26 protein-coding genes are annotated in these 25,909 nt (G+C 45.5%); 8 read left to right on the plus strand and 18 right to left on the minus strand.

Annotation, left to right across the window (positions count from 1 at the left end):
• Positions 1 to 3: 3 nt before the first annotated feature.
• From DFP97_RS09725 to DFP97_RS09745, 5 genes are all read right to left on the minus strand, one after another.
• Complete coding sequence (locus tag DFP97_RS09725; protein WP_114379800.1) at positions 4 to 1,968, minus strand: beta-galactosidase; 1,965 nt, start codon at positions 1,966 to 1,968, stop codon at positions 4 to 6.
• A 39-nt stretch (positions 1,969 to 2,007) separates the two neighbouring features.
• The gene (locus DFP97_RS09730; protein ID WP_114379801.1) at positions 2,008 to 2,835 is read right to left on the minus strand and encodes a carbohydrate ABC transporter permease; all 828 of its coding nucleotides are present in this window, start codon (positions 2,833 to 2,835) and stop codon (positions 2,008 to 2,010) included.
• The gene (locus tag DFP97_RS09735) at positions 2,832 to 3,680 is read right to left on the minus strand and encodes a carbohydrate ABC transporter permease (RefSeq protein ID WP_114379802.1); all 849 of its coding nucleotides are present in this window, start codon (positions 3,678 to 3,680) and stop codon (positions 2,832 to 2,834) included. Before DFP97_RS09735 ends, DFP97_RS09730 begins: the two co-directional genes overlap by 4 nt.
• Before the next feature lie 94 nt (positions 3,681 to 3,774).
• The gene (locus DFP97_RS09740; protein WP_114379803.1) at positions 3,775 to 5,088 is read right to left on the minus strand and encodes an ABC transporter substrate-binding protein; all 1,314 of its coding nucleotides are present in this window, start codon (positions 5,086 to 5,088) and stop codon (positions 3,775 to 3,777) included.
• 628 nt (positions 5,089 to 5,716) lie between these two features.
• The gene (locus DFP97_RS09745) at positions 5,717 to 6,082 is read right to left on the minus strand and encodes an ArsR/SmtB family transcription factor (RefSeq protein WP_114379804.1); all 366 of its coding nucleotides are present in this window, start codon (positions 6,080 to 6,082) and stop codon (positions 5,717 to 5,719) included.
• A gap of 186 nt (positions 6,083 to 6,268) precedes the next feature.
• Between DFP97_RS09745 and DFP97_RS30685 the strand changes: the two genes are divergently transcribed.
• From DFP97_RS30685 to DFP97_RS09755, 3 genes are all read left to right on the plus strand, one after another.
• A complete protein-coding gene (locus tag DFP97_RS30685) occupies positions 6,269 to 6,430 on the plus strand; it encodes a hypothetical protein (RefSeq protein WP_181873436.1) in 162 nt (53 codons plus the stop codon).
• Between the two features lie 47 nt (positions 6,431 to 6,477).
• Complete coding sequence (locus tag DFP97_RS09750) at positions 6,478 to 7,122, plus strand: metal-dependent hydrolase (protein ID WP_114379805.1); 645 nt, start codon at positions 6,478 to 6,480, stop codon at positions 7,120 to 7,122.
• 163 nt (positions 7,123 to 7,285) lie between these two features.
• Entirely contained in the window at positions 7,286 to 8,032 is a 747-nt protein-coding gene (locus DFP97_RS09755; RefSeq protein WP_245976044.1) for a CAP domain-containing protein, read from the plus strand.
• Between the two features lie 83 nt (positions 8,033 to 8,115).
• Here DFP97_RS09755 and DFP97_RS09760 read toward each other — a convergent pair whose 3' ends face one another.
• The 3 genes from DFP97_RS09760 to DFP97_RS09770 are packed head-to-tail and all read right to left on the minus strand — an operon-like array spanning position 8,116 to position 9,758.
• Complete coding sequence (locus tag DFP97_RS09760) at positions 8,116 to 8,547, minus strand: RbsD/FucU family protein (protein WP_114379806.1); 432 nt, start codon at positions 8,545 to 8,547, stop codon at positions 8,116 to 8,118.
• 53 nt (positions 8,548 to 8,600) lie between these two features.
• On the minus strand, positions 8,601 to 9,362 hold the full coding sequence (locus DFP97_RS09765) for a class I SAM-dependent methyltransferase (protein WP_114379807.1): 762 nt from the start codon (positions 9,360 to 9,362) through the stop codon (positions 8,601 to 8,603).
• Between the two features lie 21 nt (positions 9,363 to 9,383).
• Positions 9,384 to 9,758 (minus strand): VOC family protein, encoded by a 375-nt coding sequence (locus tag DFP97_RS09770; protein WP_114379808.1) that lies wholly within the window; start codon positions 9,756 to 9,758, stop codon positions 9,384 to 9,386.
• A 178-nt stretch (positions 9,759 to 9,936) separates the two neighbouring features.
• Here DFP97_RS09770 and DFP97_RS09775 point away from each other — a divergent pair, with 178 nt between their 5' ends.
• Entirely contained in the window at positions 9,937 to 10,428 is a 492-nt protein-coding gene (locus tag DFP97_RS09775) for a DUF2243 domain-containing protein (protein ID WP_114379809.1), read from the plus strand.
• Between the two features lies 1 nt (position 10,429).
• Positions 10,430 to 11,236, plus strand: a complete 807-nt coding sequence (locus DFP97_RS09780) for a cytochrome c oxidase assembly protein (RefSeq protein WP_114379810.1) — start codon at positions 10,430 to 10,432, stop codon at positions 11,234 to 11,236.
• Here DFP97_RS09780 and DFP97_RS09785 read toward each other — a convergent pair.
• Both DFP97_RS09785 and DFP97_RS09790 read right to left on the minus strand, forming a co-directional pair.
• Complete coding sequence (locus tag DFP97_RS09785; protein WP_114379811.1) at positions 11,233 to 11,736, minus strand: GNAT family N-acetyltransferase; 504 nt, start codon at positions 11,734 to 11,736, stop codon at positions 11,233 to 11,235. The two genes, DFP97_RS09780 and DFP97_RS09785, sit on opposite strands and share 4 nt — an antisense overlap.
• Positions 11,737 to 12,297: 561 nt before the next feature.
• Complete coding sequence (locus tag DFP97_RS09790) at positions 12,298 to 12,654, minus strand: VOC family protein (RefSeq protein WP_114379812.1); 357 nt, start codon at positions 12,652 to 12,654, stop codon at positions 12,298 to 12,300.
• 744 nt (positions 12,655 to 13,398) lie between these two features.
• Here DFP97_RS09790 and DFP97_RS31425 point away from each other — a divergent pair.
• Complete coding sequence (locus DFP97_RS31425) at positions 13,399 to 13,626, plus strand: hypothetical protein (protein ID WP_245976045.1); 228 nt, start codon at positions 13,399 to 13,401, stop codon at positions 13,624 to 13,626.
• Between the two features lie 166 nt (positions 13,627 to 13,792).
• Positions 13,793 to 14,113: a LysM peptidoglycan-binding domain-containing protein gene (locus DFP97_RS09800; protein ID WP_114379813.1), complete on the plus strand. Its 321-nt coding sequence runs from the start codon at positions 13,793 to 13,795 to the stop codon at positions 14,111 to 14,113.
• 64 nt (positions 14,114 to 14,177) lie between these two features.
• Here the strand turns inward: DFP97_RS09800 and DFP97_RS09805 are convergent, their stop codons facing one another.
• From DFP97_RS09805 to DFP97_RS09815, 3 genes are read right to left on the minus strand one after another with little or no spacing between them, the layout of a single operon-like run.
• Positions 14,178 to 14,885 (minus strand): SDR family oxidoreductase, encoded by a 708-nt coding sequence (locus DFP97_RS09805; protein WP_114379814.1) that lies wholly within the window; start codon positions 14,883 to 14,885, stop codon positions 14,178 to 14,180.
• Positions 14,872 to 16,050 (minus strand): MFS transporter, encoded by a 1,179-nt coding sequence (locus DFP97_RS09810; protein WP_114379815.1) that lies wholly within the window; start codon positions 16,048 to 16,050, stop codon positions 14,872 to 14,874. Before DFP97_RS09810 ends, DFP97_RS09805 begins: the two co-directional genes overlap by 14 nt.
• Complete coding sequence (locus tag DFP97_RS09815) at positions 16,040 to 16,879, minus strand: SDR family NAD(P)-dependent oxidoreductase (protein WP_114379816.1); 840 nt, start codon at positions 16,877 to 16,879, stop codon at positions 16,040 to 16,042. The genes DFP97_RS09810 and DFP97_RS09815 overlap by 11 nt, the downstream gene beginning before the upstream one ends.
• Positions 16,880 to 17,034: 155 nt before the next feature.
• Here DFP97_RS09815 and DFP97_RS09820 point away from each other — a divergent pair, with 155 nt between their 5' ends.
• On the plus strand, positions 17,035 to 17,934 hold the full coding sequence (locus DFP97_RS09820) for a LysR family transcriptional regulator (RefSeq protein ID WP_114379817.1): 900 nt from the start codon (positions 17,035 to 17,037) through the stop codon (positions 17,932 to 17,934).
• Positions 17,935 to 18,037: 103 nt separating this feature from the next.
• Here the strand turns inward: DFP97_RS09820 and DFP97_RS09825 are convergent, their stop codons facing one another.
• The 5 genes from DFP97_RS09825 to DFP97_RS09845 all read right to left on the minus strand — a co-directional run bounded on the left by DFP97_RS09825 (position 18,038) and on the right by DFP97_RS09845 (position 25,896).
• Positions 18,038 to 20,509 carry a rhamnogalacturonan lyase gene (locus tag DFP97_RS09825; protein WP_245976075.1) on the minus strand — a complete coding sequence of 824 codons (2,472 nt, stop codon included), beginning with the start codon at positions 20,507 to 20,509 and terminating at the stop codon, positions 18,038 to 18,040.
• Positions 20,510 to 20,910: 401 nt separating this feature from the next.
• On the minus strand, positions 20,911 to 21,759 hold the full coding sequence (locus DFP97_RS09830; protein ID WP_114379819.1) for a carbohydrate ABC transporter permease: 849 nt from the start codon (positions 21,757 to 21,759) through the stop codon (positions 20,911 to 20,913).
• A gap of 10 nt (positions 21,760 to 21,769) precedes the next feature.
• On the minus strand, positions 21,770 to 22,651 hold the full coding sequence (locus DFP97_RS09835) for a carbohydrate ABC transporter permease (RefSeq protein WP_114379820.1): 882 nt from the start codon (positions 22,649 to 22,651) through the stop codon (positions 21,770 to 21,772).
• Between the two features lie 136 nt (positions 22,652 to 22,787).
• The gene (locus DFP97_RS09840; protein ID WP_114379821.1) at positions 22,788 to 24,122 is read right to left on the minus strand and encodes an ABC transporter substrate-binding protein; all 1,335 of its coding nucleotides are present in this window, start codon (positions 24,120 to 24,122) and stop codon (positions 22,788 to 22,790) included.
• A gap of 184 nt (positions 24,123 to 24,306) precedes the next feature.
• Entirely contained in the window at positions 24,307 to 25,896 is a 1,590-nt protein-coding gene (locus DFP97_RS09845) for a response regulator (RefSeq protein ID WP_114379822.1), read from the minus strand.
• Positions 25,897 to 25,909: the final 13 nt, after the last annotated feature.

The raw sequence follows: 25,909 nt of genomic DNA on the forward strand, positions 1-25,909 counted from the left end.
GGGTTAAAGTCTATCAGCTTCCACTATTCTGCTCTCGTATGGGCTAAGCCTTTGGCCTTGGAACATCTTCGTTTCTTCCGTATGATTAAGAAGGAACCATAGCTTGCGCCCCCCTGCTTCCCGGAAAACCACCTCAATGCCCTCGTCACTTTCAATATGCCAGATTTGCTGCCCCTTTACAATAGAAAGGGAAATTTCCTTAAGAACATCTGAGCTGAGGCCTCCGCCAATATAATAAACCGTCCCTTTGCCGTACCGGTTACGGGTGACGGCAGCCGCAGGGAATATCGGCTCGTCGTATCGATACAATGCTTCCGCTGTCGTCGGTGTAAGCAAATCGCGCCACACCTCGCATGTCGAAGCCCTGTCTGCGCTCTCGCTTGTTTCAACAGAAGCAATCGGAATTTGCTTGCCAAGCGGCAGCGCTTCCGAGCTATGAATGACGGCACCGACCATATCAGCCACGTAGCCCGGCGTTTCCAGTCCAAAATGTATGTTATTGCTCCTATCGCGAATGCCGGCACGGAATGAAAACATTACAGTTCCCCCTTGCTTGGCAAATTCCGCAAGACGTTCTCCTAGCTCCTTATCGATGACTTGAAGAACGGGAACAACGAGTACCTTATAGCGGGAAAAATCTCGTGATACGGGAATAATATCGATTCGGCTGTTTAAGCTATGGAAAGGCGTATATAACCGAAGCAGCTCAGCAGTATAATCAAATGCTTCGCTCTGCCGTTGGAACCGCCAGGACCATACATTATCATAATCGTAAAGCACGGCAATATCCGCATGAATATCCGATTGGAGAACGTCCGCATAAGGCGCAATCGTCTTAAATACCGATTGCACTTCCTTATACTTCTCACCGCGACGGTTGTCGTGATCTACAATTCCCATGCAAAATTGCTCCGCTCCACGGGTCATCGCTCTCCAGCTGAAATAGAGCATGTCCGAGCAGCCGTGCGCGAACGCCTGCAGCGACCACATCTTTGCTTGTCCAGGGCGCGGCAAATATCCGATTACGTCGTGACCCTGCGCGCCCATCAATTCCTCAACGATCCAGAAATTCGCGTCCTTCAAGCCCCGCATGAAATCATGCCCCATCGCAATAGCGGCAGGCGTTATCGGTTCCGCTAGCCCTCCCCAAACCGGATAGTTGTCATACGAGACAAAATCCAGCGCTTCCGCATGCTCAGCATGGTCGTACCATTTTTGAAAGAAGCCGCCTGGAAGATTGTGGGTAACCGTCTGGTGCTCTCCCTTCGCCTCGCGCACAACAGCAGCCATCCTTGCCGCATAGTTGTTAACCGAGTAAGAGCGGAACTGCGCCCAGTCCAGCTGCAGCGACGGATTATGCGTCGTTATCGTCTTCAATGGCATTGGAATTTCCATAAAATCGTTATAGGTTTGACCCCAGAAAATTGTGCCGTAGGTTTCATTCAAAAGGCTGATTTCACCTTTATATTTTCGTTCCAAAAACGATTGGAATGCGTTATGACACTGTGGGCAATAACACATATCGCTGCCCTCATGCCCGAACTCATTATCAATTTGCCAAGAGACAATGCTCTCTTCTTCGGCAAAATGCTCAACCAGCTTACGGGTGATTCTCGAGCTGTATTCCCAATAGATACCGGAATTGAAGCAGTACTGCCTCCGTCCTCCGAAAGCCCGAACATTACCGTCGATATCTACCGATAGTATCGACGGGTGCTTCTTCACCAGCCACGCCGGGAAAGTCGCAGTCGGCGTGCCGAACATTACGCGGAGTCCGCGTTTTTTCAAGCGCGCAATGACATCATCAAAAAAGGAAAAGTCGAACTGTCCTTCCGTACTCTCCATTTTATGCCACGAAAACTCTCCGATGCGAACCATATTGGCGCCAAGCCCGGCTATGCCTTCTATATCTTCATCCATTAGCTCGGCCGGCCAGTATTCCGGATAATAATCAACGCCTAAATACATGATGTCTCTCTCCTTCGTCTTCCGCTCCTTGTTACCCGTCTACCCTTTAACCGCCGAGCCCAGCATACCTGATATAAAATGACGCTGCAGCAGCAGGAAGAAAATAATAATCGGACCCGTCGCGAGCGTAACGCCGGCCATAACCTGTCCATAATCAATCCGCGACAGGCCGAACAAGCTCGATAAGGCGACAGGCAGTGTATACATCTCTTTCGTTTGAACCGCAATAAGCGGCCATAGGAAGCTGTTCCATTGGAACATGAACAAGAAGATCGCCGTCGCGGCAAGCGCAGGCTTAACCGACGGCAGAATGATGCGTGTAAACAAGCCCCATTCATTTACTCCGTCTATGCGTCCTGCTTCCATCATCGCATCCGGCACCGCCAGCATGTTCTGGCGCATTAAGAAGATGCCGAACGGATAAGCCAAATTCGGAAGAATGAGCGCTTGATAGGTGTTGAGCCAGCCCCAAGCGGCCATCATTTTAAATAAAGGAATGACAAGCGCATGATAGGGTACCATCATGGACAGGAGGAACATGCCGAATAGGATATCCCGTCCTTTAAAACGAAATTTCGCAAAAGCATAACCCGCCATCGTACAAATGATGAGACTAAGTGCAGTATAGATGACGACGACAAACAGGGAGTTAAACATAACGCGCCCGATGCCGATCGCTTCATTTAAGTTCGCGATATTTTCAAACAACATACCCCCGGGTAACAGCACAGGCGGTTTAGCAAACACTTTGCCGCTCTCGTTCGTAGCCGCAATGGCTGCCCAATAGAATGGAAACAGCGAGATGACTGCGCCAATGAGAAGCGTTACGTATACGAGCAAGGATCGGACGTTTGATACTTTCATCATTCATCCCCCGTTACTTTAAATTGAATAAAAGACAATACGGCAATGATTACGACGATTACATACGCAAGCGTCGATGCGTAGCCGAAATCAAAATAGCGGAAGCCGGTTTGATACAAATACATACCTATCGTCAACGTCGCGTCGCTTGGGCCGCCCTTTGTGAGCGTATAAGGCTCATCGAACAGCTGCAACGTTCCGATTGTGGACAAAATTGCAGTAAACAAAATAACCGGTTTTAATTGTGGAATCGTAATCGAAAAGAACTGCTTAATCCGGCTCGCGCCGTCAATACTAGCTGCTTCATATAGGGATTCCTGAATATTTTGCATAGCTGCCAAATAAATAACCATGTTATAACCGATCCAGCGCCATGTCATGGCGAGAATAAGCGCCGCTTTGGCCCACCACGGATGTGAAAGCCAAGGAATTGCGCCGATGCCAAATGCTGCAAGCAGTTGGTTGATAATACCGTCGCCCATCAGCATGATGGAGAAAATAATCGAATATGCCACCAACGACGTAACAGCGGGCATGAAAAACGATACCCGGAAGACACCTTTTAACCGCTTTACCGCATTCAGGCTGGATGCCAGCACGATTGCGAAAAACAGCATAAGCGGCACTTGAATGACCATGATAACAAAAGTGTTCGTTAGTGCCGTCAAAAAGATTTCATCGCTGAACAGCCTTTGATAGTTAGAAAGGCCAGCTGGCACCATCTCTCCGGCTTCGCTTGTTTGAAAGCTTAACAAGAACGAATAAATAATCGGATATGCCATGAATACCGCAAATAAGCCTAGCGCGGGTGTTAAAAACAAATAAGGGACGTAAGCCTTCGTCCGCATGTACAAGCCCCTCCTTCAATTCCATTTCACATAAAACGCGAGGAGAGATTTAGGTCTGCGCCTAAACCTCCCTCCGCTTCTAAAATAGCCTCATTTATTGATTGATTTCGCGTTTCGTACGGTCTGCCAAGCGTTGCGCCGCTTCTTTAAGCGCATCAGCAGGGTTTTTGCCGTTAAAAGTATCTGCTTGGGCTTTGACTGCTTCATCTAGTGCCAATGCGTAATCTTTTGTGTAGTAAGGAGTAGGGATGTCTTTCATCTCTTCGCTGAACAGCTTCCAAATTTTTTGGCCGCTGAAAAACTCTACATCGTTTTGGAACAGCTCGGATTCATACACCGTTTGCAACGAAGGGAATAAACCGTGCTGTTCCATTGCTATTAATTGTACTTCGTCCGTTGTAGCAAAATACTCTGCGAATGCATATGCCGCATCAGCGTTTTTCGATTCGGATGGAATCATCCAGCTGCTGCCGCCAAGGTTAGAAGCACGGTTGCCGCCTTTTTCGAAAGCCGGAAGCTGGAATACGCCCCATTTGCCGCTTGCGTCCTTCGCTTGGTCAATGATCGTGCCGTAGTACCATGCTCCGAACGGAACAGTTGCCACAGTGCCATCGATCGTTGCGGATACAGTGCCATCCCAACCGTTTACGTCTTTAACCAAGTCGGCATCGCCCATCGCCTTGATCGTTTCCATCGCTTTAACAACCTGAGGATTGTTAAAATCGATTTTGCCTTCTTTATCGAAGTAGTAAACGCCTTGTTGGTTAAGCATCATACGGAACAAAGCATCGTCTTTAAACTTGTCAATTGGCACCGCTTGAGCGCCGGTTTTCTCTTTAATGGTTTTGCCTGCGGCGATGAACTCATCCCAAGTTGTAATTGTTTCGGGATTCACGCCAGCTTGCTCGAAAATGTCAGTACGGTAGAACATACCTGTCGGACCTGCATCGAACGGGAATGCGTAGAATTGGCCGTCTTTCGATGCAAGCTCCTTCTTGAACGCCGGGAACGAGTCAGCTTTGTTGTCAAAGCCTTTTTCAGACAGGTTCACGAAGCCTTTCGGGAACGCTTCGAGGTAACCTTGAATACGGTCATCTTCAACCAATACGATATCCGGAAGACCTGCACCGCCGGCAGCAAGGCCAGTGGACAGCTTGTCGTAAACGTCTAGACGACCGATATCTTCAACCTTAAGCTCAACGTTCGGGTGATCCTTCTTGTATAGCTCCATTGCACTGTTTAATGCGCCAACGTTAACGTTCCACGCCCAAGCAGTCAGTTCGACCTTCTCGTCCGCGGCACCGCCTGCGCCAGTATTCGTTCCTTCGTTCTCGTTATTACCGCCGCATGCAGCGAGCACTACCGATACGATAAGAAGCAGGGTAAGCAATTTGGATACTTTCAACATGTTTCCGTTCCCCCTTAATGATTGTGGACTGCAGCGGCCTGTTGTATATGAAGCGAAGCTTTAGTAAAAATTTTACTTCCCAACATTTACTTTATATAGCTAGCAACAGTCTAACTGTAAGCGATTTCGCCTACTGAGCAAAATTATACGTTAATTTTACTAAAAATCAAGAAAAATTTTTCTCAATTTTACTTAACGTTTGTAATTGACCAATTGGCTGCCGAACATCACTATTTTGCTCATAACCATATTGCTTCATGTATGACCAAAATTATCGAGTATCTTGGAAAATGGAGGATATCTATAGATGGCCGGAATGGATCACTCTGCTACTTTGGATTTTGTACAGGATAGGGGGGGGTTGCGACGGGTGACGGGGCTATGATGGAGTTTGTACAGTGAAATCAGATAAAATCGGTCTTTATAAGGTCATAGTGGAGTTAGATAACATTTTTTACTGGATTTATCCAACATAGAGCCCATTTGAAGCATATAAATCAAAAGTTACTGTAATTTCCCAGTCTAGCCACGGGGCTGCCAATCTTGTGGACGCAAAAAAACAAGGCCCTCCCATGGTCTATGACCTTAGGGACAGCCTTGTTTTCATTTCTTTACCCTGCTCTACTCTTTATTCATGCTTCAAATGCTGAAGCGTCAGCACGAAAATTTGCTCTACATGATCGTCATCAAGCGAATAGTAAACTGTCTTTCCGACCTTTCTGCGCTTGACGATACGCATATTGCGCAGCAATCGCAGCTGATGGGATACAGCCGACTGCCCCATACCAAGCACTTGTGTTAAATCATGCACGCACAGCTCCGATTGTACTAAAGCATGTATCATTTTCACACGGGTAGGATCTCCGAGCGCCTTGAACAGATCGGCCAGCTCAATAGCCGTTGTTTCATTAACCAGCTTGCTTTTTACACTGTCTATGTCTGCTTCCGTACCTGCGCACGTATCGTCACAGGCTGCGGTAACGTGATTATCCATTTTCATCCCACCAACCGTATATGTCCTGAAGCACATTATAGCATGATTCGGTTGATGCAGTGAACGTGCAGTCTTCTAAATATAGCCTTTATTTGCAACTGTTCGCTTTCCATGTTGCAGCTGTTTCCTCTATACTTAGATTAAAGCATCTGCTGCTCCCAATTAGAACGGAGGCGATGTGCCCACATGTTTACTTTAAAAGAAAAGCTCTACTTGCTCCAATTGCTTAAAGCGAAAAATCGGAAACGATTGTTCAGCTTTCGCAAAAAAGACCCGTCTCACGATCGCCTTGTAGAGAAGCTGGAGCAAATGGTTCGTAACGAGCAGGTTAATCAAGAGCAGCTGTAAAAGGAATGTTCATTTTCTACCGTACATGGTCAGACATAGGAGGAATTATGACAGGAAAGACTCATTTAGCCATTGGAGCCGCCGTCGGGGCGGCCGCTTCCGTTTTCTACCCTTTCACTTTGGAAAATGCCGCTTTGTATATTGCAATTGCTGCTTTCTCCGCATTAAGCGCTGATCTCGACGGCACAAGCATGCTTAACAGCAAATTAAACAAGCTGTCCAAGCTCATTCGCGAGCTTACGCTTTATTCCGGCATTCTGCTGGCTGGAGCTATCATCTATTATTTCTTCTCAGAGCAATCTTTATCACCTGCGTACATAGGCGTTGCAGCAGCCGTATTTCTTCTCGGCCTCGTTGCAAAGCAAGGCTTCATTCGCAACACGCTTGTCAGCGTCGTTGGCTGCGTCCTTATGTATGCCGGTTACTCCTATCAGATGAACTGGCTGATCGGCTTCGGGTTATTCGTAGCTTGGGTGCCGTGGCTCAAGCATCGAGGCATGACTCATACAATATGGGCTATTCCGATCTGGGGAGCAATCGGCTGGGGGCTGGAGAAGCAGCTGCAGGTAGAAGGAATTGCCATCGTATCTATGCTTGGATACTTATCCCACCTTATAGCTGACACACTTACGCCGAGCGGCGTAAAATGGCTTTACCCATTAGTGAAGAAATCCTTTAAACTGCACTTATAAGCTAAACGGGCACTACGCCGCGGCGTACTGTCCGTTTTTTTATTTTTCAATTTTAGTACGCAAAGCCATTAACTGTCTTAAAATCATTAGGATATCGCCTGCCATTGCGGGAACTATAATCTTCGTTAAGATCATCAAATTAACGAATTGGGGTGTTTAAATCTTGAAGAAATATATCGCATTAGCAGCATTGTTACTGGTAACAGGCTGTACGGTCAATGATAATACGACGAACAGGCAATCCGTTCCCAATCAATCCCGTATCGTAACTCAAGGCCAAACCGCTGCACCATCAGCTACCGTAACGCAAGCATCCTCAACAGCTACGCAGGGGGCGAAAAAGCTTTCGATGCAGCAGACCCCTTATCCATTTCCAGCAGATTGGTTTACAGGTGATTGGTTACCGGTAGGTGATCGGGCGCCGGCAGGTACACCAGCTGATAATCGGGTACCTGTAGGCAATCGGACACCAGCTGACAATCGGGTACCTGCAGGAAATCGGACACCAGCAGCAAATCCTACAGCCGAGCAGCCAGGAGCTGCTTCCCAATTTGCTCAGCAGGTTTTGCAATTGGTTAATGCACAACGAACAAAAGCAGGCTTGGGTTCACTAAGTATGGACGACAAGCTATCCAATATGGCTATGGTTAAGGCACAGGATATGATTCAAAACAATTATTTCGATCATAACTCTCCGACGTACGGGTCCCCTTTCGATATGATGCGCCAGTTCCAAATTACCTATCGCTCGGCTGGCGAGAACATTGCAAAAGGTCAATCGAGCCCTGAACAGGTTATGAACGACTGGATGAACAGCCCGGGTCACAGAGCAAACATATTGAACAGCAGCTTTACCAAACTCGGTTGTGCTTATTACAATGGAGCTTGGGTTCAAGAATTTATCGGTTGATTCAAATAATGACGTATATCCGGGACCAAAAGCAGGTGCTTGCAACGCTTGGTTTTGGTTCCGGTTTGTTTTCGTTATTACGCCTATTCTACAATAACACCTTTTTTTAATATGATGTTTGCATACTGCTCGACTTCGCCCGTTGCCACAACAGCGTATCCCTTATGTGCTCTCTCATAAAAAGCGAACCGCTCCACGATTTCGAACCCAACGTCATGGCCTGTACGAGCGCGAATGATCTCTTCATACTGCTTCCAAATCGGCATTCCTTCCGTATCGCCCGTCATAACTTCCATCACAGCGACTGGACGGTCGACATATTGATCTAACTGGAATAGCTTCAGGATAGCGTCGAGCAGCTCAGGCATCGCTTGCCCGTCGCAGCGGACAAGCCTCTGGGCAACCCTCGCTGAGGGAAAGTTAGCATCCGCAAGCACAAGCTCGTCCCCATGCCCCATCTCCATCATGATCTTCAGCAGATCTGGCGGTATTAGCTTCGAAATACCGAGTAGCATCGTATCTAAGACCTCCCCAACTTAATATAGCCTTATGTTAACAAAACTGTTTTCTAAATAACAATCTCACCCCAAAACACCTGGGTTTCATATTCAAACAAAACTTTGCCCTCCCGATTATTCCTGTCAAACAGATTTCGCAGGTCCGCCATCATGGGCTTATAATTCGGGTGTCCCTGCAAAGGACTATAGGATGACGAAAGCAATCGGCCGCGTAGTTGTTCAAAATCGAACGATTGACCGTTTGTGAATCGGACTTCCTGAGGCCCGCCATCCTTGAAAAAAGAAAAGAGCGACTCCTTTGAAAGGTTTGTATGCTTGACCTTTCCATAGTCTGTTCCAAACTTTTGAAGCAGCTGTTCATACTCTTCCAGAAACGGGGTGCCTTGTGTCAAACGGGAATTCCAGATCAAAACGACTTTCCCTCCCGGCTTAAGTATCCGGTGGAATTCATATTGCGCCGCGGAGCGGTCAAACCAGTGAAACGCCTGTGCACAGACGATAAAATCTACTGTTCCGTCAGGCAGGCCAGTCGCTTCGGCAGATCCAGACACGGAATGGTAATTCGGTTCTCTTCCTAATTCCTTCTCTGCAGCTTCTCGCATGGCAAGGTTAGGTTCAACGGCAATTACATGACTCCCACGCTCCACTAGCAGCTTTGAAAAAATACCCGTACCCGCACCGATGTCGGCTATTTCTGAATCCGGCCGAAAGCCGACGATATTGTACAAATACGCAATGGCATCCTGCGGATAGCTCGGCCGGTACTTTACATACTTATCGACCCGGTCCGAAAACCTTTCTTTACTGTTCATCGTGGACCACTCCTCTGCTTATTAAGCCCATTCAAGGAACTCAAGACGATTTCCGAATGGATCGTTCAAATAGAGTCGTATTACACCTTCATCTGCTCTTTCAACATCATCAATTACGGGAATATTATTCCGAATCAGGTAGTCTCTCAATGCGTTGATATTCTGTACATGAAAGGCAGGATGAGCTTTTGTGGCAGGTATGAAGTCCTTTTGTACACCGATGTGAACTTGATGAGTACCACATTGGAACCATACGCCACCACGCTTTTTCAGGTTCTCAGGTTTTGGGATTTCTATCCAACCTAACAAATCAACAAAAAACGTGCGCGATTCCCGTTCACAACCTTCAGGAGCTGCCAGTTGAACGTGGTCAATCCCGGAAAATTGAAATGACAATTTATCCACCTCCACATAAATTCCGTCAGATGAAACACTGTTTCATTATTCACTTATAATTTTACAAAAAAAACCAACAATAATCTAGTGCTGATCGATCTGTTTTTTTCCTGTTTATAGCTAATAAATGATGGGGATATTGGAGAAAGAACAGTAGAAAATTACACAGGAGAATTCTATGTCTGCTAAATCCGATAATTGCAAATATCAAGCCCGCTTTTCTTATACACGTCGCAATCAGTGGTCGGGCATTCTATTCGGCATTGGCCTAGCCGCCTTTTTTGATGAAACGGTTTTTCATCAATTACTGCGTTGGCATCATTTTTATGATAAGTCCACGACCGATATAGGGCTAATATCGGATGGTCTTCTTCATTCTTTTAGTTGGTTTGCGACCGTTGGAGGGTTGTTTCTTTTCGCTGATCTCCGGCGACGAAAAGCATTGTGGCTCACGTGTTGGTGGGGAGGTGTTTTGCTCGGCACAGGTGGTTTTCAATTATACGACGGTACAATCCTACACAAATTGATGCGGATACACCAGATTCGGTACGTAGAAAATGTACTTATCTACGACTTGTTGTGGAACATCATTGCTGTTCTTATGATTATTGCCGGTACCATCCTTATTGTTCGCATACGAAGCAATAAACAACAGGAAGAGACCATTTGACATGAACATTAATGATCACATTCATCATGGGGCTGGAGATCTTATTTCTCATAAAGACGGGATAGTACCTTTGCTGATTTTGTCACTATCGTTTTTACTGCTAGTGGTTATGTATATCTTTGCTGCAAACTTATCAAGCCGCCGTTATAAACAATGGCCTCTACATCGCACCGTTTTGTGGAGTTTGGGAGTTATGTGCGCCGCTGCTGCCCTCATTGGTCCTTTGGCAAATCATGCCCAAATGGATTTCACGGACCACATGATCAGTCATTTGCTTCTTGGAATGCTTGCTCCGCTCCTTATGGTATTAGCCGCACCTATGACTCTCACCATGCTAACACTCAACGTTAGAGCAGCCAGACGTCTATCACGCTTGCTAAGAAGCCGGCCAGTGAGTATACTTAGCAACCCAATCGTTGCATCTCTCCTTAATATCGGAGGACTATGGTTACTTTATAAAACTGACTTGTATATGGCCATGCAGCAAAATATTCTACTCCATGTGTTAGTACATATACACATTTTTCTTGCAGGTTATCTTTTTACAGCTTCCTTAATTTATGTTGACCCGACCCCTCATCAATCAAGTTTCGTTTATCGTGCGATCGTCTTCGTGATTGCTCTAGCGGGTCACGGTATACTTTCCAAGTCTATCTATGCGTATCCCCCTGTTGGCGTTCCTATAAACCAAGCAGAAGCCGGTGGGATGTTAATGTACTATGGTGGTGATGCCATTGACCTTGTAATTATCTTCATACTTTGTTTTCAATGGTACAAATTCACCTATCCTAGAGAATTTTCTCATTAGAGTTTTAGAACCATTAAGTCCTCATCAAAATATTGCCCGTTGAATTTTAAGGCGTTTCGTTCCGTGCCATAAACCTCGAATCCCACGGACTTGTATAGCTTTTTTGCGGAGTCGTTTTTAGATACAACTGTTAAATTAATCTGTTCCAAACCTTCGCAATCTCTTGTCTTTCTTATTAACTCAGACATGAGTGATTTTCCTAAACCCTTCCCTCGCATTTCTGGTGCTACATACATTCCGTAAACATTTCCTTTATGGGCCGTTTTTAGGCTGTTTTCACGTATAAAAGTGACAATTCCAACTAACGAACCACTAACATCAAAAGCTCCTAGAACAAATTTGTCCTTAGCCGGTTTTAATCGCTCTACTACAGTTTCTAGTGAAAATTCTACCTCTCTCTCATACGTTGATCCAAATGCTTCTGGGTTGACTTTTAACGAACTCAATCGCAATTCTTGGTACAATTGAGCATCTGATTCGTGTAATTTACGTATTCTCATTGGTTCTCCCTCCGCGAAATTGACTTAGGTAATAAATCATAAATACTCCAGTCATTACTTTATTATTTTATCACGCTCAAAGGGTATGACAAAAAGCCCACCGACCGATAGGTTTGTGGGCTTCTTCTTTATTTGGCTGACAAACTCAGTAAGCAATACGTTTTTCTATCGCCGTACAAATTTCATCAGAAACCAATTCTAAAGAGGGCTCTTCTAACACCATATACCTGACAAGAAATTCATACCAGAACTCATCAAAAGATATCTCGATATTATAAAGAGCACGAAGAGTTATAAATCGATTCCATATTTTCATTCGGCACTTTTCCAAATCAGGACATCGCTCCATGTTAACGACCCCGTTCCAAGCGGCAATTCGCATACATTGACATAACGTAATGGGTGAAATTTTTCATTGGATTCCTCCCAATAATTTTTAATGTGTATTTGAATCACAACATCAGTCTATGGGGAGATAACCAATGCGATAACGGCATATACCTATTTCCTGATTTTTCGCTTAAAAATTTTTTACAGACCGCCGGAAAGTTTGAATCTCTCTTAACATTTACAAATCATCAACATGTTCCCATCCGGATCTTTAAAATTAAACCAATGACCGTTCTCTATATCTGTAACAAGTTCAACTCCACGGTCTTTCATGAATTGGTAAGCCTGATGTATATCATCAGTGTTAAAATGGAAGGTAGGATTTCTAAAGTATGAATCCTCATTGTAAATCTGACTGTCTAAGACCAGATTCAAGCCGTTATTATCCAATGGTATACAACATAAATGGCCCGAGATAATATCAAACGCAGGCTCCAGACCAAGAATGGAGCAATACCATTCCCGTCCTTTTCTAATATCACTTACTGGAATGAAAATGGCTCCTACTTTACTTAAAATTTCACTCACACTGATCACTCCTATGTTTTTGTAGTTCTTGGCAAGCGTGAACTAATTCCTAGCTAAGGATCTGTGCTATTCAGTCTGGATTAACCAATGAAACCTATAATGCCAGATTGAGTATGAAGTGATAGCAAAACGAGCGCGAGAGTAAAGTAGCTAGCATATGCGGATGTGGACATAGGATTCGCTATTTGTGTGAAAAAGGCCTAAAATGCAAACTGTGCGGACATAGGATCTGCTATACGCCTTAAAATGCATTAAAATAACTGTTTTACGGCTAAATAACGGATTCAATGTCCACGTTAGCCTAGCCATGGACATTGTAAATCATCAAAAATAACATCGTCCATTTTGAAGAAAACATGGGCATTATGATACATCACATACCTATCCTTGAATAAACGCAATAAGTATCATTGACCGAAAGATTATGTCTAACAAGCAAAACTATATATCTACAATAAGAGTGTCATATGCAAATTCAATATTTCATCCCTATTCCCCCTCGGAGACTATACTCCATTTTTTCAAAATAAGAAGTTGAAGCTAAAAACAAAATATGTAATTCTAATTCTATCCAAAATAATACAGTATGGCTAGGTTGGGAAGTAGTAACTTATTTCAATTGTTTAAGCGAGCCGGCGTCTGGTGCGAGGTCCGGTACAATTGGGTATGTGAATGTGAGTTGACCAGAGATCTGGCAGCTCGGTTTAACAACCGATTCGAGATCCAAATCGTAACAGCTATGTATTGCTTCTTAATTCACCTGACGATATTCGCAAAAAATTTGCCAAAGCGGTCTCGGATTCTGACATGTTGGTTCATTATGATTGGGATAACAAGCCTGCTGTAAGCAATCTCATTGAGATTTACTCCGTCTTCTCTGGAGACTCCATCGAAACCATTGAAAACGTTATGAAGGTCAGGGATACGGGTCATTTAAAAAAGATCTTGCCGAGGTTGTTGTCGAAAAGTTAATACCTATACAAGAGAACTTTAAACAAATTGTAACGGGCAATGGGGTTTGTAACCTTTAGTCTCAAACTAGATGTTGTTACAAAAAATAGGCATTAGCCTCAATCAATAAAAGCCATAGGCACATACACTATCTCGGTAAGGATTCATTTATCGGGAGGAATATTTCATGAATTATGTGGTGCAACCCGGCGATACACTATGGTCGATCGCATCGAGATTCGGAACGTCCGTTCAGGCGATTATGCAGGCAAACGGCTTGACGAACCCTAACTATATTTATGTCGGATTAACGCTGTACATCCCTATACCCGGCCCGCCATTCCCACCCGCTCCGCCGTATCCGCCTGGTCCGCCTTTTCCGCCTAGCCCGCCAGCACCGGATAACCTGGACCGAAGGGTAACGCGCTTGGAACGTCAAGTGGAACGCTTGTCCAATGAAGTCGAACGCCTCCGCAGGCGCGTGGAGCGTTTGGAGCAGCAATCATAATAGTAATTGGATCCGCCTCGGCGGATCCTTTTTCTGTTTCAAGTTATCTAACGCGCGGATTTTTTTACCAATCGATTGGTTTGCCATCTCTGAAGAACCCACCACGAGGTCCTTCCGAACCCATCGTCGCTAACCGGAGGATCAACTCGGCAGCGCGTTTCGGAGTTCTCGGAGCAGAGGGTCCCCCCATATCCGAGCTTACCCAGCCCGGATCGACTGCAAAAATTTTGATATCTCCTCTGACCTCTGCTGCTGCCAGTCGGGTCAAAGCATTCATTGCAAGTTTGGAGATCTTGTACGCACCTGCGCCTTCGGACGACATGGCACTCATGGCTCCATATTCCGAGGAAACATTGATAATCCTTCCATATCCCCGCTTTTCCATGAGCGGAATAAATGAACGCATGACATGGTATACGCCGAAGAAATTCGTGGACATCGTCCTTTCTAGAATCTCAGGATCCATGGTCAATAACTTAGCATTTCCATCCAAATATACGCCCGCGTTGTTAATCAATACATCCAAACGGCCAACAGTCTCGTTGATGGTCATTGCTGCTTGAGTGATGCTTTCTTGATCTGTGACATCCATGACGACGAACGAAACATCCAATCCGGAATCGGCAAGTCGTTGCGCTGCTTCAGACCCTTTCTTTGGATCCCTGCTTGTCAAAATGACCTTGAACCCCATTGAAGCCAATTGTTTGACCAGTTCATATCCGATTCCCCGATTCGCACCTGTGACAAGAGCTGCCTGCTTATCCTGCATTATTGGAAACCTCCAATCGACTGTACATAGAAATCCTTGGATAAATTGCTGCGATGCTTAATATGAGGAACAAGATTCCCCCAAGTACGACGTTTTGCGTACTTAAACCTGATATGAATAATCCGCATACACTTGCACCAATCGTTGTTCCCAAGTTGGTGGATGTTAGAAAGAGTCCATTCGCGAATTCAGGAGCCTCTGGTGCTGCAGACACAATCCAATATTGAGTAATGTTGCCTCCTATGCCGCCCAATACCCCCCAAATCAAAATAATGAAGGCCATTGGCACACTGAACTGTCCCATGATGAAAAGCATGATGTATACTGCTCCCAATGCAAATGGATAAGACTTTACTGTTCTTAATGCATGATTTGTAAGCAGCTTCCCTGCAATCATATTTCCGACAATGTTGGCCGCACCGTATAGGAATAACATCAAACTAATTGTGTTCCAGGCATAATTGGTCACGGTTTTCAGATACTCGGCAAGGTAACTGTACACCCCGAATACGGCTCCGTTCATGAAGATCACAGCAGCAATGGAGAGCCAAGTTATGGATCTTCTTAATACGCGTAACTGAGTACCGTAAGAGAGCCTTTTCGCAACAGGCATCGATGGTACGAATAGGAGTGTTGCGATGAATGCGACTGTCGTTACAGTAGCAAAGAACAACATCGCGTGAGCAAGCGAAGTGGCTGTGGCAATCAAACTTGAGACTGGTACGCCCAGCACCATCCCTGCAGACACACCAACGAATACTTTGGCCACTGCCTTCGAAGCGTCATCTTTGCTGCCGGACGCCGCTGCGACGGTAAATGCCAATGAACAATAAACAGGATGGAAAAAAGCCGGAACGACACGTGCAATCAATAACACGGTAAAGTCTGTTGTGATGGCGGAGACAAGGTTGCCCGCAATAAAAATGCCAAGAACAAGCAGCATGACTGTCTTGCGGTTCATGCCCGAAAACAATGAAGGCAATATTAGGCCAGAGACGGCAACCGCAAGTGCAAAAAGACTCACGATTAACCCTGCGGTGGAGATGCTGACATGAAAGTGGTCCGCTATCAAAGGCAAGATTCCGATTACGCCCATCTCGGTATTCAAGATACCGAATACACCTAGAGTCAATATATAGACAAGCAACTGATTTCGTTTAGTCGTCATAGGCCATGGACATCGAGAGATCATAATAGGCATTGATCTGCGTCTGGAGGTCGACAATTTTCTGCTCTGCAATGCCTATCGCGTCGGCGCCTGCGATGAAACGTCGCGGTGGTTGCGATTCGCTAGCAATCATGAGGAGTGCCTTGGCAAGCTTGTTCGGATCACCGGACTGTTGCCCGTTTTGTTCATTAAAAAATGCCATATAACTAGCTCTGCGTTCAGCATAGTCCTCGATCGATAGCTTAGCGTAAGTCGACGACGTCTCCGTAAGAAGTTCCGTACGGAAAAAACCCGGGTTGACAATGGTCGTATGAATGCCAAAAGGAGCTGCCTCAGGAGTGAGCGACTCCATCCACCCCTCAAGCGCAAATTTCGATGCACAATAAGCGGAATTAAATTCGAATCCGGAAATACCGGCGCCCGAAGAGATTGAGATGATATGACCGGAACGCTGCTTGCGCATGACAGGCAACACCGCCCGGGTAACGTTCATGGGGCCGATCAACGCCACCTGCAGCTGACGTTCGATTTGGTCCGGGGTCAATTCCTCGAAGAAGCCCCCATAGAAGTGTGCGGCATTATTGACCAGCACATCGATGGTCCCGAACCGGTCGATTGCCGCCTTGACTGCGGATTGTGTATCAGCAGGCCGGGTAACGTCCAATTGGACGACCAATACATTCTCTTCTTCACCGATCGCCTTTACCACCACATCCGTATTACGGCCGGTAGCCACAACCCTGTGTCCGGCGTTCAAAGCAGCTTTCGCGATATTTGTGCCCATACCTCGACCGGCACCCGTGATAAACCAAACCTTTTTCTTATTCATGTTATTTATTCCCTCCTGCCTTTCCAATAAATAATTACTGTTTGTATTTATTGTAGCGAGCTTTTTTCATATAACAAATACCTATATCTTATATCAAGATATGCTTGATGAGCATTTCTTAAACATGTATAGTAAAGCACAAAGGAGGACTGTTAATGGAAGTTAGAGTTTTGCGTTATTTTCTTACTGTTGCAAGAGAAGGCAGCATTACGGCGGCTGCTGATTTTTTGCATCTTACACAGCCAACCTTATCTAGACAATTAAAAGATCTGGAACAAGCGTTAGGAAAAAAACTATTTATTCGCAGTAGTCACAGTATCCTACTTACGGATGAAGGAATGCTCTTAAAAAAGAGAGCAGAAGAAATCGTTGATATGATCGATAAATTAGAGGCAGAGTTTAGATCTATGGAAGAAACAGTAAGTGGAGATGTCTATATAGGAGGTGGGGAAACAGACGCCATGAAACATATTGCCCGGGTAGTAAAAGACTTACAGTTAAGCTATCCAAATATACGGTATCACCTCTACAGCGGAAACGAAGATGATGTGACTGAACGGCTTGAAAAGGGACTGCTTGACTTTGGTATTTTAATTCAACCAGCTGCCGTATCAAAATACAATTATATTAATATCCCGGCTAAGGATGTATGGGGCATTGTTATGAGGAATGACAGTCCTCTTGCTTTCAAAGATACCATTCAACCAGCAGACTTAGTAAATGTCCCGCTAATCTGTTCACGACAGGCTATGAAGCAGACATTTTCTAAAAATGAATTTGCGGATTGGTTTGGTGATGACTTTGATAAATTAAACGTTGTGGCAACATACAATCTAGCCTATAATGCTGCGATTATGGTTGAAGAAGGCATTGGTTATGCCATAACGCTTGATAAAATCGTGAATACGTCTAGTGATAGTAACCTTTGTTTTAGACCTCTAGAGCCTAGACTTGAATCTGGATTAAATATGGTTTGGAAAAAGCATCAGGTCTTTTCAGCTGCTGCCGATTTGTTTTTAAAAGAAATTCAGGCCAAAATTGGCGAATTATCTTGAATGAAAAGATAAAAGAGTAACCGACTAAGGGGGAGTTTGAAAGACAACGAAATGAGTGAGGTAAAAAAAACAGGCTTTCGCCTGTTTTTCATATGCATATCAACTATTCCCGCATCTTAATAAATAATTGGGCGTGATAGGACAAGTTCTTCTGTGCCCGTGGGGAAATCCCGTCCTGCTTCGATTTGTTGTCGAGCTGGGAAATAAATTTCTCCATAGACTTAACTGCATCCTTTACGGAGCCATTCTCCAGATGATGTTTTGCCTGCTTTACTGTATTGTTCAACTGCGGTACTAACGGACCCGTCAGCTCACCAGAAGCTATATAATCTTCCATGAGCTTCTCTGTCGCTGCCAGCACACCCGGAGTCTGAATATCCGGTATCGGAACATTTGCCCAATCGGTATCGGATGCAAAATAGAAGCTTGTGTACGCAGGTTGGTTATACGCAGTGTTCTGCCTTGCAACCTCTGCTCTGTACTGAGGGTCATGCATTAACGTATATATTTTGCGGTTCGTTACCTCTGTACTTAGATATATACGAATTGCTGAGCTGTCTGTCGTTCGAACGAGCATTTCTTCTCTCCAGTCACCGAAAATATCCGCTACTAGCCCTGGCGTTCCCTTTGTATAATTGTTTGTTCTAGTCCCTTCAGCTGTTAGAAGCCTGCCTTTCTTCCAATCTTCAATCGTTGGCGTAACATCAATGGCCCCGTTCACAATCTGCGTCGTCATATCCGCTGACCACTTAATATTCATATTCGTACCGGGCGCAGCAGTACCTATCTTTTCGCCATCCGCCGTCCACAAGCCAACCGCCCATGTTTCAAGACCCCTATGACTAGGATCAACATCGCCTACCATGCCGCGTCCTGTATCTCTGCCGGTATAGCCGCCATAGATGACTTCCCCCGTTTTTGCATCACGTAAAGAGTAGCCGTATGGTGCCCAAACGCCGCCCTCGTGCACCATGAAGATTTCCTGCCCAGGTCTGTCAGGATCGATATCCGTCACATGAAGCGCGTCGCCATGACCTAATCTGGCTATGGTTCCGGGAGCTGCGCTCTGCGGAGGCATGACATCCATCGAGCTGTACAATAAAGTGCCGTCATGATCAATCGTAGCGGATCCGTAAACAATTTCTTGCTTGCCGTCGCCGTCAACATCCGCTGCGCTTAAGGTATGAGCGCCTTGCGTTGTAATGGAGCCAAACTCAGGATCTGTCCCGTCTCTGCCGTGAGGCCCGTCGTTGAAGGGATTCGTCATCGGAGTCCATCCGCTGTCAACATACCATTGTTCCTTAAGATGCTTGCCGTCCCAGCCATAAGATACTAGAGTAGTTCTCGTGTAGTACCCTCTGGCAAAAACCGCATATGGCTTCTCACCGTCAAGATAGGCAACTCCGGCCAGGAAACGGTCCACCCGATTGCCCGGCTCGATTCTTCCCATCGCATAGTCACCCCACATGAGACCATCGTCCACGCGACCAGGTTTATAATGAACCGTTTCCAGCTCATCACCGGTTGCCCCGTTAAATACGGTTAAATATTCAGGCCCTTTCACAATAAAGCCCTCAAAAGCTCTGAGATTGTTACGGCTGCTTCTGCTCGGAGCATATACATCCATGAAGTAGTCGACTAAGCTCTCCGCATCTACTCTGGACAGCGGATAGTGGTATTTCTTCTCTATCCCAAAGCTTTCTTCGAGAGTTGCCGGCCAATGTCCGTTCTTAACTTCCTCATGCTCCGACCAGCCCATAAACATCTCGACCATGTGCTCGTAATAATCATTTCTGCTCATCCGGTAGTCATCCGTATTGCTGTAACCAGCCTCGATATCCTCTTCCGGCATCGTAATATACTTCTCGGAGGAGACATTTCCTTCTTTATCAAACGTAATGATTTTGGTGCCAGGAGCGGTTTTCATCATAGATTCCGCCTTGCCGTCTCCATCAAAATCATACACCATGAACTGCGTATAGTGAGCGCCGGACCGAATATTAACACCCAGATCAATGCGGTATAGAAGCGTTCCGTCAAGCTTGTAACAGTCGATATATGTACTGCCTGTATAACCGACTTGGGATACGTCCTTCGAATTAGAGGGATCCCATTTGACGAAAAATTCATACTGTCCGTCGCCGTCGATATCCCCAACGCTCATATCATTTGCCGAGTAGGTATAAGCTTCGCCTGCGGGTGTGATGCCGTCTGCCGGCTTCTTAAGCGGCAAATCATAATAGGAATTGTTCCAAGCCTTGACCTGAGAGCTTTCGTCCACTTCCTGTCCGTTAACAACAGCACTTACATAGTATTGAGATACTGATGATCCTTCTTTATCTAAGTAATTGGTGCTGTTATCTATAATCGCAATCTTAGTGCCATCACGGTAAACGTGGAAGTTCGCACCAGTTAGACCTGTCTCCAAATAACCTGTCACTTCATTAGCAAGGAGTCTCCAGCTTAGAAATACACCTTCTGATGTAGAAGCTGCAACCAAGCCCCGATCAAGATATTCCAGTTGTACGCCTTGGGCTTTACCTTCCTCCGTACCGGCAGCTGATGCCCCGCCCATGCTTGCAAACAATAGGGGAATAACCAAAGCGCCGGTTAGCATCTTTCTAGCAAGCGGGACTCTTTTAAATACCATTACTAAATCACCATCCATAAATTATTTAGCAGCTAAACATGTAAGATTGCTAGTCTTTAAGGAAATACTCCCCCTTCCCTTTCATTTTGATTGCGCTTTCATATAACGATTAAAAAAGATGGACAGTTTTTCAACTACTTCCACCTTTAACAGGAAATTCTTTTTCATTATAGTTGTAATATTCTGACTCCAACACCCAAATAACCGTCATTTTATGTTAAAAAGCAGTGGTTTTCATCAAAGACTTATTCCCAATCGAGTACCTGAAAACAACAAGAAGCAGTCAAAACTTGAAAAAGTTTTGACTGCTCCTTTGGAATTGTATATTAGCCTTTTACAGCCGAGCCCACGGTAAGCGCATTTTCAACCTGTTCACTAAATAGGATGTAAATCAATACGGTTGGCAGGCTGGCAATTGTCATAGCAGCGCCCATCGCGCCCCAGTCGGTCGTGAATTGTCCCTGAAAAAACAATAATCCAAGCGGCAGCGTCTTCAAGCTCTCTTTCGTAATCAGAATAACGGCCATCGTAAACTCATTCCATGAATTAAGGAAAATAAAGATAACCATCGTAGCAATTGCCGGCTTAATAATGGGAAGCATAATGCTGAAGAAGGTACGGTAAATACTTGCCCCATCGATACAAGCCGACTCTTCCAATTCAATGGGAATGCTGCGGAAGAAGCCATAGAATACCATGGAAGAAAATGAAATATTGAACGCGATATAAGGGATGATTAATGCCCCGTACGTATTCGCCAAATTCAAATCCCTCACCAAAATCGCAAGCGGAATCATGATAACTTGAATCGGAATAAACATGCCGACGAGAATATAAGTATGCGCAACCGTACTAAAACGCCAGCGCAGCCTCGCAGCTGCATACGAGAACAATACCGCAAGCAGTATTGCCCCTGTTACAGTAGCTGCTGCAACCAGCAAGCTATTCATGAAATATACCGGAACGTTATATTTCGACCAAGCCTCTACATAGTTTTCGAATCGCAGGTGCACCGGCGGTCCAAATGGATTCGTGACGAATATTTCATCGTTATTTTTTAGGGAATAAAAGATCATCCATATAAGCGGATACACCGAAACTAACGCATACAGCCACAAAAAGATTTGCATGCTCGGATTGTTTTTTCTTAGCTTCATCATCCAGGTCATTTCCATTTCGCCTCCCCTAGTAAGAAATCCGTTCTCTTGCAATTAGTCGGTTAATAATAAGCGTAGCAATGAGACATTCGATGACGAGAACCGCTGCTGCTGCGCTGCCATAACCAAACTCTCCAACACGGAATGCAGAACGATACATAAGGTAAGTGAGCGTATAGGTAGAGGTTCCCGGACCGCCGCTCGTCATTATGAACATGTTGGCAAAAGCGTTCAGTCCTCCCGTAATCGCAAAAACGAGACAAAACTTATAGGATTCCGCCATCATCGGAATGTTGATTTTCAAAATTGCCTGCAGCTTCGTTGCTCCGTCGATACGAGCCGCCTCCATATATTGTTCAGGGACCGACTTCACGCCAGCGAGCAGCAGGGCAAAATGATAGCCCATATACTGCCATGCATTCACGAATGCGATCGCGATGATGGCCGACTTGCTGCTTGAAAGCCAGTCCTGCTTGTATTCGAGTCCCAGTAATTCAAATACTTTGTTGATAAGACCATATTCACCGTTATAGATCGATAACCATAGCTGACAAACGACCGTAATCGATAGCACGACCGGTATAAAAAAACTAATCCGCAATATTTTGCGGCCTTTAAATTTCGTATCGGCAACCGCAAACGCCAGGATTGAGCCGATACCAATCTGAGTAATCGTAATAATGACCGCAAAGATAAGACCGTTATATACGGAAGTGAAAAATAAGCCATCCTGGAACAGTCTCGTATAGTTATCGAACCATATAAAGGTACCTTCAGAGAGTCCGTCCCATTCATACATGCTGCGAAAGAACGTCTGCGCGATCGGATAAAATACCATCACGGTATATAGAAGGAGTGCAGGCATGATAAACAAAAGTATGGCCGTTTTATTCCCTAAAAACTTGTTCATTTCATCACTTCCTTTGCTAGTGTGACTTCCATTAAGCAGCAGCCTATAGGCTTTGAGAGAGATAGAACTCACCCCGGTACCAAATCGGAGTGAGTTCTGCCTCGCATAACCACTATTCCATTTGCTGCAGCTATTTCTACTTCGCTGCGGGAATTGCTTTGTTTACGTCTTCAATGAATTGCTCTGCACTGTATGCACCCGTCATCAAGCTCTGCGATGCATCTTCGATCGCTGCTTTGAGTTTGGCGTCGGACAAGCCCCAAGCAAATGTTGTTGTGCTCGAAATTTTCGCGATATCATCGGAAAGCTGCTGCATCATCGGAGGATATTCAGTCACAATCGCCTTATCTACCTTCGTTGCTACGAGCGGATTGCCGCGTTCCGTATATTTGTACTCTGCATATTTCAGCGATAGGAATGCCGCAACCTTTGCTGCCAGCTCTTTATCCTTCGTATCCGGATTAACGGCATAGCCGCCAGGACCGCCGCCGCCGCTGAATGCGTATTTACTTGCTTCATAATTAGCAGCATCTGTACCAGGGAAGTACATCCAGCCTACTTTGTCTCCGAGATGCTTCGTCGATTCGGCTATCTCCCATTGTCCGTTCAGGAACATAGCTGCTTTACCTTGATGGAACAATGCCGCTGCTTGGTCATAGTTCAGGTTCGTTGCACCCTTCGGAAGCAATCCTGCTTGAACGAGCTCAACAATTTTCTCAGCCGCTTCCTTGTAAGCAGGGTCGCTCGCGCTTGCCTCGCCTTTGTCAAGCTTCTTAATGCCTTGCGGCTCGTTGCGAGTGACGAACATATCGAACAATGAAACCGTTGGCCATTTTTCCTTCGCGAACAAGGAGAGCGGAGTGATGCCTGCGGCATTAAACGTTTTAACGGCCGTCATTAGCTCATCATACGTCGTTGGCACTTTAACGCCGTTCTTCTCGAACAGCTCTTTATTGTAGTAAAGAAGAACAAATTCATTACCGGCGTAAGGGAACGCGTAAGTATGTCCGTCATCCGTTACCAGCGTGTTCATCGCGCTTGGCTGCATTTTGTCTTTAAAGCCAAACTGCTCTACGTATTGGTCGAGCTCAAGAATGTTGCCGGATTTTTTGAAGGTCGAAATAATATCAAGACCTGCTCCGAATATATCAGGCAAGTTGCCTGTCGCGGCATACGTTTTCAGCTTTTGCCCGTCATCCTGGGCCTGTACCTCAAGCTCCAGCTCGACGTTAGGCATTTCCTTCTTCAGTTCTGCAACCGCATAATCATAAGGAAGCTTCGTATCATCATCCGCATATTGCGCATAAATCCGGAGCTTGACCGGCTTGGCTTCTTCGGTTTTTGTCTCTTCGTTTGCCGCTTCTTTAACCGTCTCTTTATTTCCCTCGTTAGCAACATTGTTACCTGCGGAGCCGCAGGCTGCCACGAAGACTAAACATAAACTCATTAATGCCAAAGCAAACTTCTTCATTGCATAACCCCCCTAAAATTTTTGCGAAGCCATATCGCTTCGAAAGCTAAACCTAAAAACCTTTGCGAACGCTGTCCGCTTTCTCTTTACACTTCTGAGTATAAACAATCATATAAACCTTGATAATGAAGAAACTGCGTGCTTTTGGTAAAATCCGCAGTTTTTATAATCAATAAAAGAGCCGCTATTGGCGGCTCTTCTCATATTCGCTCGGGGAATATCCGTAAAACTTTTTGAAGCTTTTACTGAAATAACCGGAATCATTATAGCCGACCCTCTCCGCTATATCGGTCAAGCGCACGTTATTGCGGCCAAGCAGCTCTTTTGCCTGCTGCATCCGGTACTGCGTCAGGTAGTCGCTGACTGTAATCCCGATTTCCTTCTTAAATACAGCGCGCAGGTAGCTTGCGTTAATGAATACATGCTGTGCGATCTTCTCCAGCTGCAGGCTCGGATCCGCGTAATGCTGCTCGATATACGCCTTGGCCGCCTTCGCTATCTTGGAGGAACGGGTATTTCGATGCTTGCTGTTGTAAGTGACCGCTTTATGAAACAACTCCTTGATCCAATCAAACGTCATCTCTGCAGACTCGAATTTACGAATCTCATTATAAGGGAAAAAATGATCGCCAAAGCAGTCCTCGATCGGATGCCCCGACTCTTCAAAGTAAGATAAGTTAACGGATACGAGCCCCATACATATGACATAAATATAATCGATCGATAGCCGGCGCTCACGAATGGTTTGGAAAACGTCATCCAGCTTCCGCTCTATTTGATCCCAGCTATTCATCCGAAGCAAGACGAGCAGCTCCTCGTTCACCTCTGTTGGATAAAAGGGCTGATTGCCGCTACTCGGCAATTGTTCCCCATAGGCGATGACGCGATCATGACCGAGTACAAATTTGTTTTGCAGCGCTTCAAGCGCCTCTCCATAGGAGGAGGCAATACCTTTAAAACCGTCCTTGCTGCGGCCGACACCGACCGTTATCGTGAATTTTAAATATTTTTTGATCAGAAAGCAAAGCTTTTTGTAGCCCTCAAGAGAAGGCACTTCATCCTTATGCCCGCCTTGATGACGCACCAAACAAACAATCCGTCCCTCAGGCCCGTTAAAAATAAGATGGTTGCCGCTCTCCTCCATGGCCTCGTTCAACACGTTCGTTACCGCATATTTCATCAGAAGACGATCACTTGCTTTACTCCACTTCCGATCCAATTGATCAATCTCGATACAAGCGACGACATAACAGCCTTTGTCCGCCTGAATGCCGAACTGCTGCAGACGCTTGCTCGTCTCCTCCTCGGTATGCGCATACTCCCTGCTAATAAGCTGACCGAGGAAGCTTTCCTTCATCAGCTCTGTATTTTCCCGCAGCGTCAGCTTCTCTTCCTGCGCCTTCTGATGCTGCTGCCGCAGCCTCACTAGCGTTAGCAGCAGTTCGTCCTTGGAGAACGGCTTCAGAATATAATCCTCTACTCCGAGCTTTAGCGCTTTTCGTGCATATTCAAATTCATTATGCCCCGTAATGAGTACGATGCTTACCTCAGGATAAAGCTCTTTCAGTCTCTCCGACAGCTGCAGCCCGTCCATGAATGGCATCGTAATATCGACAAGCGCAATATCCGGAGCCTCCACTGCCGCCAGCTCCAGTGCCTCCAAGCCATTTCTCGCCTCCTGACTAATGGTGAAACCGAGCGTTTCCCAATCGAATACCGTCCGCAAATAATCACGAAAAATCATTTCGTCGTCCACTATCATTACTTTCTGCATGTGCTTAGCCGCT

Origin of the sequence: Paenibacillus prosopidis (genome assembly GCF_003337375.1) — a bacterium.
Lineage (GTDB): Bacteria > Bacillota > Bacilli > Paenibacillales > Paenibacillaceae > Pristimantibacillus > Pristimantibacillus prosopidis.